16 protein-coding genes are annotated in these 16,448 nt (G+C 37.3%); all 16 read right to left on the bottom strand.

Annotated elements, in window-relative coordinates:
• Positions 1-426: 426 nt before the first annotated feature.
• Positions 427-954 carry a chromate transporter gene (locus tag ACFVR1_RS07580; protein ID WP_387582515.1) on the bottom strand — a complete coding sequence of 176 codons (528 nt, stop codon included), beginning with the start codon at positions 952-954 and terminating at the stop codon, positions 427-429.
• On the bottom strand, positions 951-1,547 hold the full coding sequence (locus ACFVR1_RS07575; RefSeq protein WP_387582512.1) for a chromate transporter: 597 nt from the start codon (positions 1,545-1,547) through the stop codon (positions 951-953). The genes ACFVR1_RS07580 and ACFVR1_RS07575 overlap by 4 nt, the downstream gene beginning before the upstream one ends.
• A complete protein-coding gene (locus ACFVR1_RS07570) occupies positions 1,541-3,145 on the bottom strand; it encodes a gamma-glutamyltransferase family protein (protein ID WP_387582510.1) in 1,605 nt (534 codons plus the stop codon). The genes ACFVR1_RS07575 and ACFVR1_RS07570 overlap by 7 nt, the downstream gene beginning before the upstream one ends.
• Before the next feature lie 22 nt (positions 3,146-3,167).
• Complete coding sequence (locus ACFVR1_RS07565) at positions 3,168-4,181, bottom strand: ABC transporter ATP-binding protein (RefSeq protein WP_387582507.1); 1,014 nt, start codon at positions 4,179-4,181, stop codon at positions 3,168-3,170.
• Complete coding sequence (locus tag ACFVR1_RS07560) at positions 4,156-5,160, bottom strand: ABC transporter ATP-binding protein (RefSeq protein WP_387582504.1); 1,005 nt, start codon at positions 5,158-5,160, stop codon at positions 4,156-4,158. The genes ACFVR1_RS07565 and ACFVR1_RS07560 overlap by 26 nt, the downstream gene beginning before the upstream one ends.
• Before the next feature lie 8 nt (positions 5,161-5,168).
• Positions 5,169-6,725 carry an ABC transporter substrate-binding protein gene (locus ACFVR1_RS07555; protein ID WP_387582502.1) on the bottom strand — a complete coding sequence of 519 codons (1,557 nt, stop codon included), beginning with the start codon at positions 6,723-6,725 and terminating at the stop codon, positions 5,169-5,171.
• Positions 6,726-6,748: 23 nt separating this feature from the next.
• Positions 6,749-7,645 (bottom strand): ABC transporter permease, encoded by an 897-nt coding sequence (locus ACFVR1_RS07550; protein WP_387582499.1) that lies wholly within the window; start codon positions 7,643-7,645, stop codon positions 6,749-6,751.
• 16 nt (positions 7,646-7,661) lie between these two features.
• Entirely contained in the window at positions 7,662-8,603 is a 942-nt protein-coding gene (gene nikB, locus ACFVR1_RS07545; protein ID WP_387582497.1) for a nickel ABC transporter permease, read from the bottom strand.
• Positions 8,604-9,016: 413 nt separating this feature from the next.
• Positions 9,017-9,466, bottom strand: coding sequence for an Lrp/AsnC family transcriptional regulator (locus ACFVR1_RS07540; RefSeq protein ID WP_387582494.1), 450 nt, complete (start codon positions 9,464-9,466; stop codon positions 9,017-9,019).
• Between the two features lie 268 nt (positions 9,467-9,734).
• Positions 9,735-10,250, bottom strand: coding sequence for a type 1 glutamine amidotransferase domain-containing protein (locus ACFVR1_RS07535; RefSeq protein WP_387582491.1), 516 nt, complete (start codon positions 10,248-10,250; stop codon positions 9,735-9,737).
• Between the two features lie 107 nt (positions 10,251-10,357).
• Positions 10,358-11,323, bottom strand: a complete 966-nt coding sequence (locus ACFVR1_RS07530) for a quinone oxidoreductase family protein (protein ID WP_387582489.1) — start codon at positions 11,321-11,323, stop codon at positions 10,358-10,360.
• 300 nt (positions 11,324-11,623) lie between these two features.
• Positions 11,624-12,976 carry a phosphoglucosamine mutase gene (gene glmM / locus ACFVR1_RS07525; RefSeq protein WP_387582487.1) on the bottom strand — a complete coding sequence of 451 codons (1,353 nt, stop codon included), beginning with the start codon at positions 12,974-12,976 and terminating at the stop codon, positions 11,624-11,626.
• A gap of 266 nt (positions 12,977-13,242) precedes the next feature.
• Complete coding sequence (locus ACFVR1_RS07520; protein WP_387582484.1) at positions 13,243-14,505, bottom strand: CdaR family protein; 1,263 nt, start codon at positions 14,503-14,505, stop codon at positions 13,243-13,245.
• Complete coding sequence (gene cdaA, locus ACFVR1_RS07515) at positions 14,498-15,334, bottom strand: diadenylate cyclase CdaA (RefSeq protein ID WP_387582481.1); 837 nt, start codon at positions 15,332-15,334, stop codon at positions 14,498-14,500. The genes ACFVR1_RS07520 and cdaA overlap by 8 nt, the downstream gene beginning before the upstream one ends.
• 114 nt (positions 15,335-15,448) lie before the next feature.
• Positions 15,449-16,081, bottom strand: coding sequence for a zf-HC2 domain-containing protein (locus tag ACFVR1_RS07510; RefSeq protein WP_387582478.1), 633 nt, complete (start codon positions 16,079-16,081; stop codon positions 15,449-15,451).
• Positions 16,082-16,093: 12 nt separating this feature from the next.
• Positions 16,094-16,448: sigma-70 family RNA polymerase sigma factor (locus ACFVR1_RS07505; protein WP_387582476.1), on the bottom strand; the 355-nt coding region annotated here is incomplete at its 5' end.

Genomic DNA, 16,448 nt, shown 5'->3' with positions numbered 1-16,448 from the left:
ATTCATGTCTAAATAAGCTCCCTACACAATAAAATGTAGTAGCTCATTAAGCTAAGAATGCCTTCTTTTCCCCTCTGTCATACAATCACTCGTATGGTTTATGAAAAAGAATAACAACCGGGCAAATACGGTCGGGAGGCATCCGCCGAAAGTTCGATAACCTCCACCTCGTCTGCTGAAGATACATTTCCGTCCAATTTCTTCAGCTCTGGCGCTATAATTGTTTTCCTTTGTTTTACGCGTTCCGTTTCCCTCCATTCAACGCGGGTGCTGTTGTGATTAGCTCATACAAGAGGTATGACAACTAAAAATCAGCATCTCTATCATACTTAAATTAAATTCGATAGTCAATTAAGTACTCCTTCTATAAATGCTATAACAATACAAATTGATACACAAAAGAGCCACATTTCTGTGGCTCTTTGGTTAACCGGTAATCGCACCATATATTAAAGCTAATAAAATGACAAATGCGGGATGAACTTTGTACTTTACTAATAATAGCACGCTTGCAGCTATTAGTATGATTGAACTCCACATCCCCAGTCCTACTACAGACTCTTGCGCAAATTGTACAGTCATAAAGCCAAGTAAAACAGCGATAATCGGTCGAATAAATTTCGTTAAGTTTTTTACTTCCGGAGCATCTTTATACTTTAATAAAATGGCCATCATACCAATCATTAATATCAGAGTTGGTGCTATAGTGGCAAACATTGCGATGAATGAACCTAATATTCCACCTTCTGTATAACCAATATAACCTGCCATTTTCGTGGCAATTGGACCAGGCAAAGAGTTTCCAATAGCGACTACTTCACTGAATTCCTGAGTTGTCATCCAGCCATATTTCCCTACAACTTCATGCTCCACTAATGGTATAGAGGCTGGACCTCCTCCATAGCCTAATATACCTGGAATAAAAAAGGCTAAAAATATACGCCAAAAAATCATATTTTCTTCCTCCTTTTAAGCAAGGGGGCGAACACAAGGACTATGCACGCTAAAATGACAATGGCAGGATGAATATGTAACACTTCTATTAATACCGATGAAAGAGCTATTAACAAAAGCGCCTTTAACCAACCAAGAGAATCTCCCGATTTCTTTATAAAGTCCCACGTTAATTGACCAAGCAGTACCGCTACTACCGGTATTACGGCGGTAGACATATTTTGCACTTTTGGAATATCCTTATACTTTTGTATTAATCCCAATAATAAAATCATCATTAATACAGTTGGAATTACGGTGACAATAATTGCATTTAAACAACCCCAAATACCCGCTATTCGGTAGCCGATATACCCTGCCATTTTTGTGTTGATTGGACCAGGCAACGTATTCGCAAGGGCAAGAGTGTCTCCAAATTCATCTTCATCCATCCAGCCATATTTCTTCACAACCTCTTGATGAACGAGCGGTATAGAAGATGGACCCCCTCCGAATCCAAGAATCCCTGAACGGAAAAAGGCAATACTAATATCCCTTTGAAGAACTCGATCTGGACGCACGGATCTGTTCTTCGTTGCATTATGTTTTACCAAACTGCTATAGCTCCATCCGTTCGGGACTCAGTTCCACCTTGAAGCACACCAGTCTCTGCATTTCTCCAAATAATTTGTCCACGTCCAAAACTTCCAGTATCCGCTGCAACATGAATATCATGACCTTTCCTCGCTAAGCTTTGGACAAGATAGTTTGGAAACTCAGGTTCCACATGTACTGTTTTCCCTTTTATCCATTGCCATCTTGGCATATCAAGCGTTGCCTGTGGATTCAGTAAATAATCGACTGTATTTGTGACAATTTGAAAATGACCCTGTGGCTGCATATAACCCCCCATTACTCCAAAAGGTCCAACTGCTTTTCCATCCTTAGTTAGAAAACCTGGAATAATTGTGTTATACGAACGTTTCCCTGGCTTCAGTAAGTTTGGATGAGACTCATCTAAAGAAAAATCATGTCCACGATTCTGTAATGCTACCCCGGTGCCAGGCACTACGATTCCTGAGCCAAATCCCATATAATTACTTTGAATGTAGGAAACCATGTTTCCTTCTTCATCGGCTGTAGCTAAATAAACAGTTCCAGCTTTAGGTAATTCATATGGTGCTGGATCAATCGCATCTTCTTGAATAGTCGATGCACGTTCTCTAGCGTAATCGTCTGATAGTAAATGATCCACACTAACTGGCATTTCTTCTAATTCGGTAATGAAAGCTTTTCCGTCTGTAAATGCTAACTTCATCGCTTCGATTTGTTGGTGAAGTACATTTGCACTTTGCCATTCTGGTTTCGCCAATTGCTTAAATACATTTAAAGCCATAAGCGCAACCATTCCTTGTCCATTTGGCGGTATCTCCCACACATCATATCCACGATAATTAGCAGAGATTGGTTCAACCCATTCAGGTTTATACGAAGCCAGATCTTCCTTTGACAAGTAACCATCATATTTCTTCATGAAAGCATCAATTTTAGTTGCAATTTCACCTTCGTAGAAATCACGAGCATTTGTTTCACCGATCGCACGTAACGTTTTCGCATGATCTGGCGAAGACCAAATTTCTCCTATTTCCGGAGCTCTTCCATTTGGTGCAAATGTCTTAAACCAAGATGAAAATTCTTCTGTTGTACAGGTATCCTTAAACTTTCTATAAGCCATTTTCCAGTACTTACCGAGAATTGGGGTTAGTGGATAACCTTCTTCAGCATATCGGATAGCCGGCATTAGCACGTCTTTAAGTGGAAGTTTCCCGAATTTTTCTGATAACTCTGCCCACGCAGATGGAACACCAGGTACCGTTACTGGAATAACTCCATATACCGGCATTTTTTCATATCCTTTTTCTCTGATCTTTTGAGCAGTAATCGACAAAGGCGATGGACCAGATGCATTTAACCCATGAAGCTTGTCTTTAGTCCAAACTAGCGCAAATGCATCTCCACCAATACCGTTTGAAGTTGGTTCAACTACTGTAAGTGCTGCTGCAGTTGCGATTGCTGCATCAATTGCATTTCCGCCTTTTTGGAGGATTTCTATTCCTGCTTGAGCTGCCAATGGTTGCGAAGTTGCAACCATTCCTTTTTTAGCGAAAACGGTATGTCGTTTTGCTGCAAATGGGTGATGTAAGTAATCCATGATGTTCCTCCTCTAAATCTTTTCATATACCGTTTAATATGTTTGTTCCAGCAAAATGACACGCGGCAAAATGACCTTCTTCCACTTGTTCCCAGGTAGGTTTTTTACTATTGCATATCTCTTGAGCAATAGGGCATCTTGTATGAAACGGACATCCTGATGGTGGATTTGCTGGATTCGGCAAATCTCCTTGTAATCTTATGCGATTTTTGTTTGCATGAACAGATGGGCGTGGAATTGCCGACAATAAAGCTTGTGTATAAGGATGAATTGGATTGGAAAATAAATTTTCCACAGTACCAAGTTCAACCGTATTACCTAAATACATGACTAAAACACGATCACAAAAATATCGTACAACACCTAAATCATGCGATATAAATAAATAGGATAATTGATATTTCTCTTGTAACGACTTCAGCAATTTCAACACTTGGGCTTGAACTGAAACGTCTAATGCTGAGACTGCCTCATCACAAATTACAAATGAAGGATTTAAAGCAATTGCTCTTGCAATTCCGATACGTTGTCTTTGTCCTCCACTAAATTCGTGTGGATATCTTTCATAATGTTCTTCCTTCAACCCAACTTCATTTAGCAAATCAATTACAGCAGATCGTTTCTCTTTTTGCGCCATATTAGTATGCATTGTAAACACTTCTTCTAATGCATGTCCAATTCGTTGTCTAGGATTTAGGGAGGCAAATGGATCTTGAAAAATCATTTGCATTTCTTTTACAAATTTTAATTTTTCTTTTCTTTTTAGATCTTGAATTTCTTCATTCCGAAAAATGACTTTACCTTCTGTTAATCCTTCCAGCCCTAAAATTGCACGACCTAGAGTTGATTTCCCACAACCTGATTCTCCAACTATTCCAAGGCTCTCACCTTCATATAGATTAAGAGATACTTCTTCAACCGCCTTTACATGACCTTGTACACGTTTCAATACTCCTCCTTTAATAGGGAAGTACTTTTTCACACCTTCTAACCTTAAGAGGATTTTTTGATCAGCTTTGGAAGACAAATTGACCATCTTTAACTTCCTCCTCTTCATGTAACCAACAACTAACAATATGTCCTTGGTCTGTGCTAAATTCTGGTGGTGCTATTTCACGACATTTATCTGTAGCAAATTTGCACCTAGGATGAAATCTGCATCCATCAATCTTTTCTTGAAGGCTGGGAAGAGAGCCAGGTATAGGCTCTAATTCAAAGTCCGGATCATCTACATTAGGTACCGAATTTAATAATCCTATAGTATAAGGGTGCTTTGGGTTATCAAAAATCGCTGCTACTTGTCCTTCTTCTACTTTTTTACCAGCGTACATAACCATTACTCGATCAGCCACTTCAGCAACAACACCCATGTCATGTGTAATTAACATAACACCCATGTTAAGCTTTCCTTTTAGCTCATTTATCAAATCTAATATCTGCGCTTGAATAGTAACATCCAGTGCAGTCGTTGGTTCATCTGCTATCAATAATCCAGGATGACAAGCAAGTGCAATTGCAATCATGACACGTTGTCTCATACCACCACTAAGTTCATGTGGGTATTGATTCATACGTTTTTCAGGGTAAGGAATGCCGACTTGTTCTAATAATTCTATCCCTTGTTTTGTTGCTTCACTTTTACTTATCTTATGATGGAGCATTAATGGTTCTCGCAATTGATATCCTACTGTCAAAACTGGATTTAGTGCAGTCATGGGTTCCTGAAAAATCATCGATATTTTGGTACCACGCATTTTTCTCATTTCTTCGTAAGGTAGGTTATGTATTTCCTTGCCTTCGTATTTAATCTCACCAGCCGCTATCTTCCCGTTGCTTGGAAGCAGACCGATAACTGATAAAGATGTAATACTTTTCCCACAACCAGACTCCCCAACAATACACAATGTCTCTCCTTTTGCAATAGAGAAGGAGACATCTCGCACAGCTTGGACATCTCCTTCTGCTGTGCGAAATTCAGTTACTAAATGATTCACTTCCAGTAATGTCTCCCGCATTTTCTAACCTACTTCCCAGTTATATTTTTTAAGTACCACTTACCATTAGGGTCTAATTCTAGCCCTGTATAAGCTTTATCTAGCGCTGCTGTAACCATTCCGTGATACATTACTACAACTGCATTATCTTCAATCATCATTTTGTTCGCCTTGTCCAAAATTGCTTTTCGTTCATCTTGATCAATTGTTGTACGAGATTCTACTACTAATTTATCAAATGCTGGATTGCTATATTGAGCACGGTTTGAAGAACCTACATTATCGCTATGGAAGTTTGGGTATAACAGCTCAGATCCATCTCCTGTTACATTTGACCAACTTAAGAAAGTTAGATCATAATCACCTGCACGAGCAGTATCTAAGAATGTAGCCCATTCCATTGATTCAATTTGTACATTGAATCCCGCTTCCGTTAATTGAGCCTGAACTATTTCAGCCATTAAAGTAAAATTAGAGCGATTTGCAGTTAATAATTTTATTGGTTTATTTCCATACCCATTTTTCTTCACTAACGATTTTGCTTTTTCTAAATTATAAGGAGTACCTGCTTTATCTTCTGATGAATCATATCCAAAAACTTTCGGTCCAATAACACTATCACTACGAACTCCTAATCCGTTTAATTTAGAAACAAATGCATCACGATCCATCGCTGATGCTACTGCTTCACGGAATTCAGGATCTTTATTTATTTCTCTTAAATGATTAAATGCTAAGTAGTAAACTGGTGAACCATCTATTTTTTCGATATTTACATTATCCAATGATTCTAGACGTTTAATTTGTTCTGTTGGTAAACCATCAATAAATTGAACTTCACCTGTTTGTAACATGGAAATTGCAGTTGATATTTCTGGCACTACTTTATAAACTACTTTCTTTAACTCAGGTGCACCGCCCCAATACTCTTCATTTGCTTCTAATACAATTTGATCCCCTGGTGTCCAACTTACAAATTTAAATGGACCTGTACCTACTGGTTCTTTCATTAAATCTTGTTTTTGATCTGCTGTAGGACTAACGATAGCCGCATTCGTATGTGATAGAGATGCTAAAAATGCACCATACGGATATTTAGTTTTTATTTCCACCGTATACTCGTCTAATACATTAATTGTATCTACTGGTTCTAGTAATGATGCACGAGGCGCAGCTGTTGCAGGATCACGTAATTTATCAAATGTATATTTGACAGCCTCAGCATTGAAAGGTGTTCCATCGTGGAACTTAATTCCTTCTTTTAGTTTAATAACCCATGTGTTTTCATCTGGTGTTTCATATGACTCTGCTAATTTAGGTTCAAATTCCATTGTATTCACATTTCGTTGGAATAATTGTTCATATACTTGCTCTGTTATATTAGCCGATGGTGAATCATTCATCAAAATAGGAGATAATCCTACTGCATCCGAAGTTGAAGCATAAGTAAAAGTCTTATTATTTACCGGCTTTTCACTACTTGTACCCTCTGAATTTTTTGGTGCAGATGCAGATTCTCCACTTGAACATGCTGCTAAAACGATTGACAAAATAAATAAAACAACTAAAAACATATTCTTTTTCATTTCTATTCCCCCAGTTATTATTTTTATTGGATGTCCATATTTGGATCTAATGCATCTCTTAATCCGTCTCCTACTACATTAAAAGCAAAAACCGTTAGCATAATTGCTATTCCCGGAACAATGGTTAAATGTGGAGATGTCCACATATAATTTTGGCCCTGAGAAATCATTGCACCCCATTCCGGTGAAGGTGGTTGAGCACCTAAACCTAAATAACTAAGTGAGGCCGTAGAAAGTATTGCAGTCCCCATTCGCATTGTTGCAAACACAATTATTGGAGCAAAAGCATTTGGCAATATGTGGCGAACCATAATACGTAGGTCAGAAGCTCCTAAAGACCTCAGTGCCATGATGTATTCCTTTTGTTTAATAGAGAGAACTGACCCCCTTACAATACGTGCACAGCTTGGAATTGACCATATACTTATCGCTATCGCAACATTCACAAGACTAGTACCTAAGATCGCAATAATTAACATTGCCAATAGAATACCTGGGAATGAGAATAGTAAGTCTACAATTCTCATAACAACTCCATCTAACTTTTTGTAGTAACCACCAAGTAAACCAAGGATAATCCCACCAAGCAATCCTAATGAAACTGCTGTAAAGCCGACGATTAATGAAATTCTGGATCCATATACGATACGTGACCATACATCTCTTCCGTAGTTATCTGTTCCTAGCCAATGTCCATTCGAAAACATCGGTAGTTCACTATCTACAAGACTCTGTTTTACAGGGTCATATGTAGCTAAAAAAGGTGCAAACAATGCCATAAAGATTAAACCTAAAATAATTACAATACCAATAACTGATAGTTTATTTTTTAATAGTCTTTTGATTGTTGTGATGTACACTTTCTCTCTTTTCTTATTCACGGATGTTTGTACACCCGTTGTTATAATCGCATTCGTCATGGGTAGCCTCCCCTCATCATTCATAGGTAATTCTTGGATCAATAAACGTATATACAATATCTACAACTAAGTTAACGACAACGAACAACGTAGCTACTAATAATACGGAAGCCTGTACCATTGGGAAATCTCTCATTGCTATTGCATCTACCATAAGTCTTCCAACACCATTAATAGCGAAAACTTTTTCAGTAATGATTGTTCCACCCAGCAAAGCACCAAAATTGACACCTATCACAGTTACTACTGGTATCATTGCATTTTTTAAAGTATGTACCCAGATAACTTTCCGCTCCCTAACTCCTTTAGCGCGAGCAGTTCTTACATAATCAGCTTTCACAACTTCAAGAATAGAAGACCTTGTCATCCTTGCAATCATAGCTGCTGAGCTTGTCCCTAAAGTAATTGCAGGAAGAATCATCTGTTTAAATCCTTCTGTTGTATAAAAAGGTGCCGAGAGCCCTCCTACAGGAAGCCACTGTAAATTAACCGCAAATACTAATATTAGTAAAGCACCTAACCAAAAATTCGGAATAGATATTCCAGCTAAAGCAAAAGTTGTAGATGTTACATCTAGCCAAGAATTATGTTTTAATGCTGATATTAAACCAGCGATAATCCCAATTATGATGGCTACTACCATACTAGCTATCGCGAGTTTTAGAGTATTAGGGAAACGTATGGAAATTGCTTCTGATACTGATTGTTTCGATTGATAAGAATAGCCGAAGTCGCCTTGTACCGCATTTTTTAAATATCGACCATATTGTACAAGGAACGGATCATTCAAACCTAAGTTGTCTCGGATTGCTTCTAAATCTGTTGCCGAAGCTGTTGGTCCTCCTACCATAGTAGCTGGATCACCCGGAGCAATGTACATGGATGAAAATACCAAAAAAGAAATACCCAACAGTAAAAAAATAAGTTGTACACCTCTCCTTACAATTAAAGCAATCATATATCCCCCTCACTTTCTTACAAATGTTAATTAAATATTTGTTTTTAATTAACAAATGTTTAATATTTGTTAATTGTGATTATAATACAATAAATAATAAAAATCTATAAGAATATTCAAATAAATTTATTTTTTTCTAAATATTATTACACTATGAATAATTGATATAAAATTTGATTACGTTTTGAATAATCTATAGTCATTTATCAGTCTTTTTGTATTTACATTCCATACTTTTTCTCCAATTAATTTCAATCATTTCGATAATAAAAATAATAAGAAAGGCGTAAGCTCCCTATTTACTCTGATGCGCACTTTCTTCTCCGACGAGCTTTGCACACGAACGCATGTGTTGGAGTTTGGACAGTTACAAATAAAAAAGACATTCCTATACGGAATGCCTTTTTACAAATTTATAATTTTAATCCACTACGACTTTTAAATCTTCTAAGTAAAATATGACTTTCAACTCGTGTGATACCCTCTAATGCATATAATTCTTTATTAATAAACTTTTCAAGACTTGAAAAGTCATCTACCAATACATGCATATGTAAGGTTGATGGTCCTGTCATTTGATAACAGCTTGCTACACTTGGATTATCAGCAAGATTTTGAGCAACCCTTACGAGGGAGGACGGTTCACAATCCACTTCAAAGAAACCCGAGACATTTTTACCTACTTTCTCTGAATTAATAACAACGGTGAATCTCTCAATCACTCCTTCATTTTGTAATTGGTGCACTCGTTCTCTAACAGCAACTCTTGATAAGTTAAGTTCTTTACCAATATCAACGTAAGACAAACGGCCATTTTCCGTCAATAATTCTAATATACGCTTGTCAACAGCATCCAAATTCATACAACACCCACTTTCTGCCATGTATAGATATTATACGAAATATACTTTACTTTGGGAAGTGAAAGTACTGCTTGGAAGACAGAATGTAAGTATTACGGTTAAAATATTTCCAATTAGTTAAATATAGTTGGATCTTCGTATTCGTTTATATAAAACTCACTATAAATCAATGATATAAAGATCGTCCCTGGATGTGTATAGATTCTATTGTTCAATTCAATATAAATAAAAGATTGCCCACTTAAGAATAGATGGGCAATCTTTTCTATTACTTCTCTAATAACTTCACGATTTCTCTATTAAAAGCTGGCAAATCATCTGGCGTACGACTTGTTACAAGTTGTTTGCCACAAACGAAAACTTCTTCATCATGAAATGTGGCCCCGGCATTTTCTAAATCGACTTTTATCGACTTATAACCTGTAGCATCTCTTCCATTCAATGTTTTTGCTGTAATGAGGAGTTGTGGTCCGTGACAAATTGCAAAGACAGGTTTCATAGCATCCATGAATGCTTTTGCAAATTCAACAAATCGATCGTCCGCACGTAAAATGTCCGGTGAAAATCCACCAGGAATGAATAATGCATCAAAATCTTCAGGTTTTACTTCATCAATACTATAGTCAACTTTAAGATTGGCTTCGCCTTGCTTACCTGTTACTTCTTTTCCTGCTTCCTTTTCAATTATAAATACCTCATGTCCTGCGTCATTTAATGCTTGTGCGGGACTTGTGTATTCTACATCCTCAAACATATTTGTGACTAATGTTGCTACTTTAGCCATTTACTCACTCCCTATCTGTTTGTTCACTCTTATTATTCCACCAAATAAACAGAGTAAACATTTAACAGAGAGAATGATTCCTTTTTCTCTATTTCTTCAAGTAACTGTTAAGGAATTAACAGGATCTTCCCAATGCTTTTGCGACTTTCCAGCAAGCTGTGAGCTTTTGCACCATCTTGTAATGAGAAAGTAGTTGGCTCCTTTAGGGTTATTTTACCTTCTAAAATCCAATCAAATAATTGTTTGGATCTCTGTTTTCTTTCCTCTAAGGAGGTTAGTACATTCCATAGATCTCCACCTGTTAAGGTTTTAGAAGTGTCCATTAGCATACGCGGATCAACGAGTGCCGGATCCCCACCCGACATTCCATAAAATACTACGGCACCACCTATTTTTGTGACATCAAAACTGTCCGCTAATGTTGAGCCTACAGACTCATAAACAGCATCTACTCCAGTTCCGTTAGTTACATCCTTTATTTCATTTACCCAATTATCTTTGTATAAAAAAACATGATCTGCACCAATTGAATAGGCAACTTCAGATTTTTCCAATGAAGATGTAAGTCCAATCACTTTTGCTCCAAGTAACTTCCCAATTTGAATAAGATTTTGCCCAACTCCACCAGCTGCTGCGTGGACTAGAATCGTATCTCCTGCCCTCACCTTGTAACTATCGCTAGTTAAATATTGCGCTGTTAATCCTTGTAACAAAACAGATGCTGCTATTTCAAAAGATAGTTCATTTGGCAAAGGAATTGCCTTTTCCATCGGAACTGCGACGAATTCAGCATTTGCAAATGGAACATCTGCAAACGCAATACGATCCCCGACTTTCATATTTTTTATACCATCACCTATTTGATCTATTACACCCGAGCCCTCATATCCTAATATAAAAGGTGGATTACCAGCTAAATGATAGTTTCCTTTTCTTCTATAAATATCAGCAAAATTCAATCCAATCGCCTTCGTCTTTACCAATACCTCATTTTCCTTAATAATCGGTTTAGCAACTTCCTTATACTGAAGTACTTCAGGTCCACCAAACTTCTCAAAAATCAGTGCTTTCACTTTACTACTCCTCTTCTATTGAAATATATAAACTATCGTATAACAATCTTTGTTTGCAGCACAAAGAATTAGCCTTTTTTAATAAACGAGCAAAAAGACGACCGGTCCTTTTTAGAAAAGTAACGTATAAATGTCGTTGTTTTTCGCCAAAGCGGATGCTTTTCGCGGGCATAGCTTCTGTCTCCTGCAGCGGAAATAAACCTGTTCATGGCATAAAAATTTAACTTTCTTATTCTGTGAGGAAAACAGCAAAATATCCAAATAAAAAATCCAGCATAAGGCTGGATTTTTATCTATTCTTTATTCAGCTAAACCCATCTCAGCTATTACAACTTCGACGATTCGGTTTACATAGTTTTCACATTCTTCTTCAGTTGCTGCTTCTACCATGACACGTACAAGCGGTTCTGTTCCAGATGGTCTTACAAGAACACGGCCGTTGCCTGCCATTTCAGCTTCCACTTCACTAATAATTGCCGCTACTTTTTCATTTTGTGTTACTGCGTGCTTATCAGTTACGCGAACATTTATTAATTTTTGAGGGTAGATGGTCATTTCTGAAGCAAGATCAGAAAGTTTCTTCCCTGTTATTTTCATAATATTCACTAGTTGTAAACCAGTCAGTAAGCCGTCACCAGTTGTATTATAATCTAAGAACACGATATGTCCAGACTGCTCTCCTCCTAGATTATAGCCATTCTTTTTCATTTCTTCTACTACATAACGGTCTCCAACTGCTGTTTTAACACTTGTCATTTCATGTGTTTCTAAAGCTTTATAGAAGCCCATATTACTCATCACAGTAGATACAACTGTGTTCTTATTTAATCTGCCTTGTGCGTTTAAATACTTGGCACAAATATACATAATTTGGTCACCATCTACGATATTGCCTTTTTCATCTACAGCGATTAGTCGGTCACCGTCACCATCAAAAGCGAGTCCTACATGTGCACCTTTTTCTAAAACAAATTTTGCTAACTCTTCGGGATGTGTCGAACCTACACCATCATTAATGTTCAAGCCATTCGGTGATGCTCCCATTGTAGATAAATCAGCATCTAAATCCGCAAAAACATGAGTGGCAAGGGAAGATGTAGCACCGTTTGCACAATCTAATGCAACATGTATTCCAACGAATTCTTCATCTAATGTTTGTTTTAAATATTGAATATACTTTTGTCCACCTTCAAAATAATCGGATACAGTTCCTACTCCCGCTCCTGTTGGACGTGGCAATTCGTCTAGTTCTGCATCTAGTAATTGCTCGATTTCTTCTTCCTGTTCATCCGAAAGTTTAAATCCATCAGAACCAAAGAATTTGATACCGTTATCTGCCACTGGATTATGAGATGCTGATATCATTACTCCCGCATCTGCACTCATTACTCTAGTTAAGTAAGAAACACCTGGTGTACTAATAACACCTAGACGCATTACCTCTACTCCTACAGAAAGAAGTCCTGCTACAAGCGCACCTTCTAACATATGACCAGATATACGCGTGTCACGACCAATTAAAACTTTTGCGCGACTCTCTGCTCCCTTTGTTAAAATGTATCCGCCTACTCGACCTAATTTAAAAGCAATTTCCGGTGTTAATTCTGAGTTTGCTACTCCTCTTACACCATCTGTACCAAAGTATTTTCCCATTTAAACTTCTCTCCTTAAAAACCTGTTGTCCTGCTTATTAATTACGCTTCGACTAAGTACGCCAAGATCTTTTTACTGCTAGGTAGACATATCTAAATCTTGGTATGCGTCGTAAGATTTAACTATATTCAACCAAGGCTAGCCTTCATTGAATTGTAGTTATCTCGTTGCTCGTTCTTATATCTGCAAATGTCAGGGACTTCTATATCTTTACACTTCGTTTTTCATGTGATTCTGTTGTTTCTCGGCAAATCCTACTGAGAAAGTTAAGCTTCTTTAACTGTTAATTTTACCTCGGACGCAGTCATTTCCCACTCAACATTAGGAGGTGCATCCATTTTTATCGGAAACAAATTTTCTCCTATTTCAGCATTTTGCGCTTCTACATAAAGCGCAATATTGCTCTTTGTTATTTTATCTAATGCTTCAGGTGTTCCTTTAGCAGTCACGGAAACTAATCCATCTGTAGGTGTTTGAAAAACACTTTCTAATTGATCTGGAAGTCCCCTCACTTCCACCGCCACTTGATCAAAAGACTTTTCGCTCACACTCGAAATACCCTCTTCATCTACTGGCGGTTCTGTTATTGGAGCAGGTGTCACATCACCTATAACTTTAATCTTGTCTAGGGACATTTTCGTCACACCATCTGGGACCGTTAACTTCACATCAAATTCACCAGAGTCTTCTATTTTACTTACATCTACATCCACAAATAACTTCTCAATTTTGTCCAACACTGTTCGAGGACCATATAACTTTATATTTTGAACATTAGTGGTTAGTTTATTAATCGTCACACCTTGTTTTGGTGTACCTTTCTCCATCAAAGCTAAAGGTACTTCTTTACTGTACTCTTCAACTTTCACTCTTACCTGTACGGTTTTTGGATCGACTGTTACATCTAATTTGTTTAAATCTTTGTCTAAGACGCGTACACTTGCCTCTTGTTCAAAAGATTTATTAATCCCTTGTTCTCCTGCAATCGTAGCTTTTACATAGCCTATGCTATTTATCAAACTTTTTGCACCAGTAATTGTAACTACTTTAGGTTCAACCTCGTACGACTTCACGATGTAATTTTCTGCCAACAGACTTTCATTCATATCTGGGTCTACACGGAATTGTTTAGAGATTCGTTCTTCAATAACCACAGTTACATAAACTGGATCCGTTCGAACTTTTAATTTATCTGAAAAATTTTCTGTAGAAACGGCTACTCTATGTTCACCAATCGCTAACTTTCTTAAGTCTACAAATACTTTGTAGTCCTTCATCATCTTTGCAGATAGCACTAGTTGGCTTGGACCTTCGATATTTACCGAAACGGTTTTTGGTACGCCTGATACAACTAAACTGTCGTCATCATAATATACTTCAACCGGGACATCTCGGAGAGTATCCACTGACTTTCCACTAGCATTCATATTCGTATTTTCGATATCAGATTTCACGGAAACGAATAACATAATTGCTAAAACTAATGCAATTATCCGTAAGAACCATGGATTATCCATCATTTTATCCATTCTGTTTCCCCCTCCACAACCATTTAGAAGAAGTTACATGTTCCACCGTTGGTCCAAACCAAAGACGTTTCAAGTGGGCTTCAAATTCTTCCATGGATAAATTTCTATGGAGATCTCCGTTCGATGTTAAACTTACTGCTCCCGTTTCTTCCGATACAACTATTGTTATAGCATCAGTTACTTCACTTAAACCAATTGCTGCACGGTGCCTCGTTCCAAGCTCTTTAGAGATGAAAGGACTTTCGGACAACGGCAAATAACATGCTGCAGAAGCCACTTTATTTTTTTGTACGATCACTGCACCATCGTGAAGTGGTGTATTTGGAATGAAAATATTAATCATTAGTTCGGATGAGATATTCGCATTTAAAGGAATTCCAGTTTCAATATAATCCGTTAAACCTGTTTCTCTTTCAATTGATATTAATGCTCCAATACGGCGTTTTGCCATATAGCTCACAGATTTGGTCATTGCCCCTATTAAACGGCTCTGTTCTTCCTCTTCTTGCATCGAACTTCTCGAAAAGAGTGTTCCTCTACCTATTTGTTCTAGTGCTCTTCTAATTTCTGGCTGAAATATAATAATAATCGCTAAAAATCCAAAATTAATAACCTGTTCTAGCATCCAACCAAGTGTATCCAAACCTAAAAAGTCTGTGACGACACGGGCTACAACAATGACAAAAATCCCTTTTAATAATTGGACCGCTTTCGTTCCTTTTACAAGGGTAATTATTTTATATATTACAAACCAAACAAATAAAACATCTAAAATGTTTACAATTACGTTTACTGGCATTAAATTTGTAAATTGCTCCATAAACGACATGTGGCATCCCCCACTTTTCATCACAAATCCATACAATGTAAGTATAACATAGATAAGTAATTTTCCGCTTTCTTGAATCAACAAAGTCTACCCATTTTTTGGATAGACTTTTCGTTATTTTACGCTTTCTTCTTTATCAAAAAATAATACAACCTGTTTGGCTCCATCTTTTATGTGAAACCATAGCCAATCAAATACTTCATTGATTTCTTCTGTTTTACCAGTAATAACTGCTGTGGAAGCCATATATTTAGAACCGTTGATAACGGTTAGATTCCCATCCAATTCACCATCAATTCGAACATCGCCATTTTTTACAACTAGGTCACCTTTTACGACCTGTCCTTTAGGAACAATGACTGTTTCTCCTTCTACAATAACGTTTTCTTGTTTTGTAAAAGAGAATTGTTGCTCTTCATTAAAATTAGTGAATAATGCACTACTCATTAACAAAAAGAATAACGCCGCTGCAGTAAGAATTGGATGGCGTCGCAACCATCTACTTACACCAGCATGAGATCTTTCTTTAGGAAGTCTATCCATAACTAATTTTTTAAAATTAGACGGAACCTTTACATGAGCTGCTCCTTTTATGAAGGCAACTACATCACTAAGCTCATGCATATGCTTCTGACAATCGACGCATGACTGCAAATGAGTTTTAAGCTCAAGCTCATGTTCACGGCTTATTTCACCATCTAAATATTCATGCATATAGTGAACAATTCGCTCTGGACACGCATTCATCGTGATTACCTCCTATAAAAAGTTGGGCTGTTTACTTAACTGTTTTCTAAGTACTTCTCGGCCTCTATGAATTCTAGTTTTAACTGTTCCAAGTGGCAATTCCAATATCTCACTTATATCTTGTAAAGATAGTTCTTCCATATACTTCAACACAATTGCCGATCGGTACTTGTCTGGTAATCGGCTTATTTCATATTGAATGCGATCTTGCAATTCGAGTTTCATCAATTCTTCTTCTGGAAGCTCTTCTGCCGCGGCGATCTGGGAGTACATATTAAGTCCTTCTGTACCCGCAACTTCAGCATCTAAATAATAATCTGGCTTCTTTTTTCTTATACGATCAATACATAGGTTTGTCGCAATTCGA

The sequence above is a fragment of the Psychrobacillus sp. NPDC058041 genome (assembly GCF_042885655.1).
In the GTDB taxonomy this organism is placed as follows: domain Bacteria; phylum Bacillota; class Bacilli; order Bacillales_A; family Planococcaceae; genus Psychrobacillus.
The sequence above is the reverse complement of the archived record's forward strand: the minus strand, read 5'-3'. Positions and strand labels throughout refer to the sequence as shown.

Excerpts from the sequence above, each read along its gene's own strand:
- ACFVR1_RS07520 (WP_387582484.1), bottom strand. The coding sequence starts at position 14,505 with ATGGATAAAATGATGGATAATCCATGGTTCTTACGGATAATTGCATTA.
- ACFVR1_RS07580 (WP_387582515.1), bottom strand. The coding sequence starts at position 954 with ATGATTTTTTGGCGTATATTTTTAGCCTTTTTTATTCCAGGTATATTA.
- ACFVR1_RS07560 (WP_387582504.1), bottom strand. The coding sequence starts at position 5,160 with ATGCGGGAGACATTACTGGAAGTGAATCATTTAGTAACTGAATTTCGC.
- ACFVR1_RS07565 (WP_387582507.1), bottom strand. The coding sequence starts at position 4,181 with ATGGTCAATTTGTCTTCCAAAGCTGATCAAAAAATCCTCTTAAGGTTA.
- nikB (WP_387582497.1), bottom strand. The coding sequence starts at position 8,603 with ATGATTGCTTTAATTGTAAGGAGAGGTGTACAACTTATTTTTTTACTG.
- glmM (WP_387582487.1), bottom strand. The coding sequence starts at position 12,976 with ATGGGAAAATACTTTGGTACAGATGGTGTAAGAGGAGTAGCAAACTCA.
- ACFVR1_RS07550 (WP_387582499.1), bottom strand. The coding sequence starts at position 7,645 with ATGACGAATGCGATTATAACAACGGGTGTACAAACATCCGTGAATAAG.
- cdaA (WP_387582481.1), bottom strand. The coding sequence starts at position 15,334 with ATGTCGTTTATGGAGCAATTTACAAATTTAATGCCAGTAAACGTAATT.
- ACFVR1_RS07540 (WP_387582494.1), bottom strand. The coding sequence starts at position 9,466 with ATGAATTTGGATGCTGTTGACAAGCGTATATTAGAATTATTGACGGAA.
- ACFVR1_RS07570 (WP_387582510.1), bottom strand. The coding sequence starts at position 3,145 with ATGGATTACTTACATCACCCATTTGCAGCAAAACGACATACCGTTTTC.
- ACFVR1_RS07510 (WP_387582478.1), bottom strand. The coding sequence starts at position 16,081 with ATGAATGCGTGTCCAGAGCGAATTGTTCACTATATGCATGAATATTTA.
- ACFVR1_RS07535 (WP_387582491.1), bottom strand. The coding sequence starts at position 10,250 with ATGGCTAAAGTAGCAACATTAGTCACAAATATGTTTGAGGATGTAGAA.
- ACFVR1_RS07555 (WP_387582502.1), bottom strand. The coding sequence starts at position 6,725 with ATGAAAAAGAATATGTTTTTAGTTGTTTTATTTATTTTGTCAATCGTT.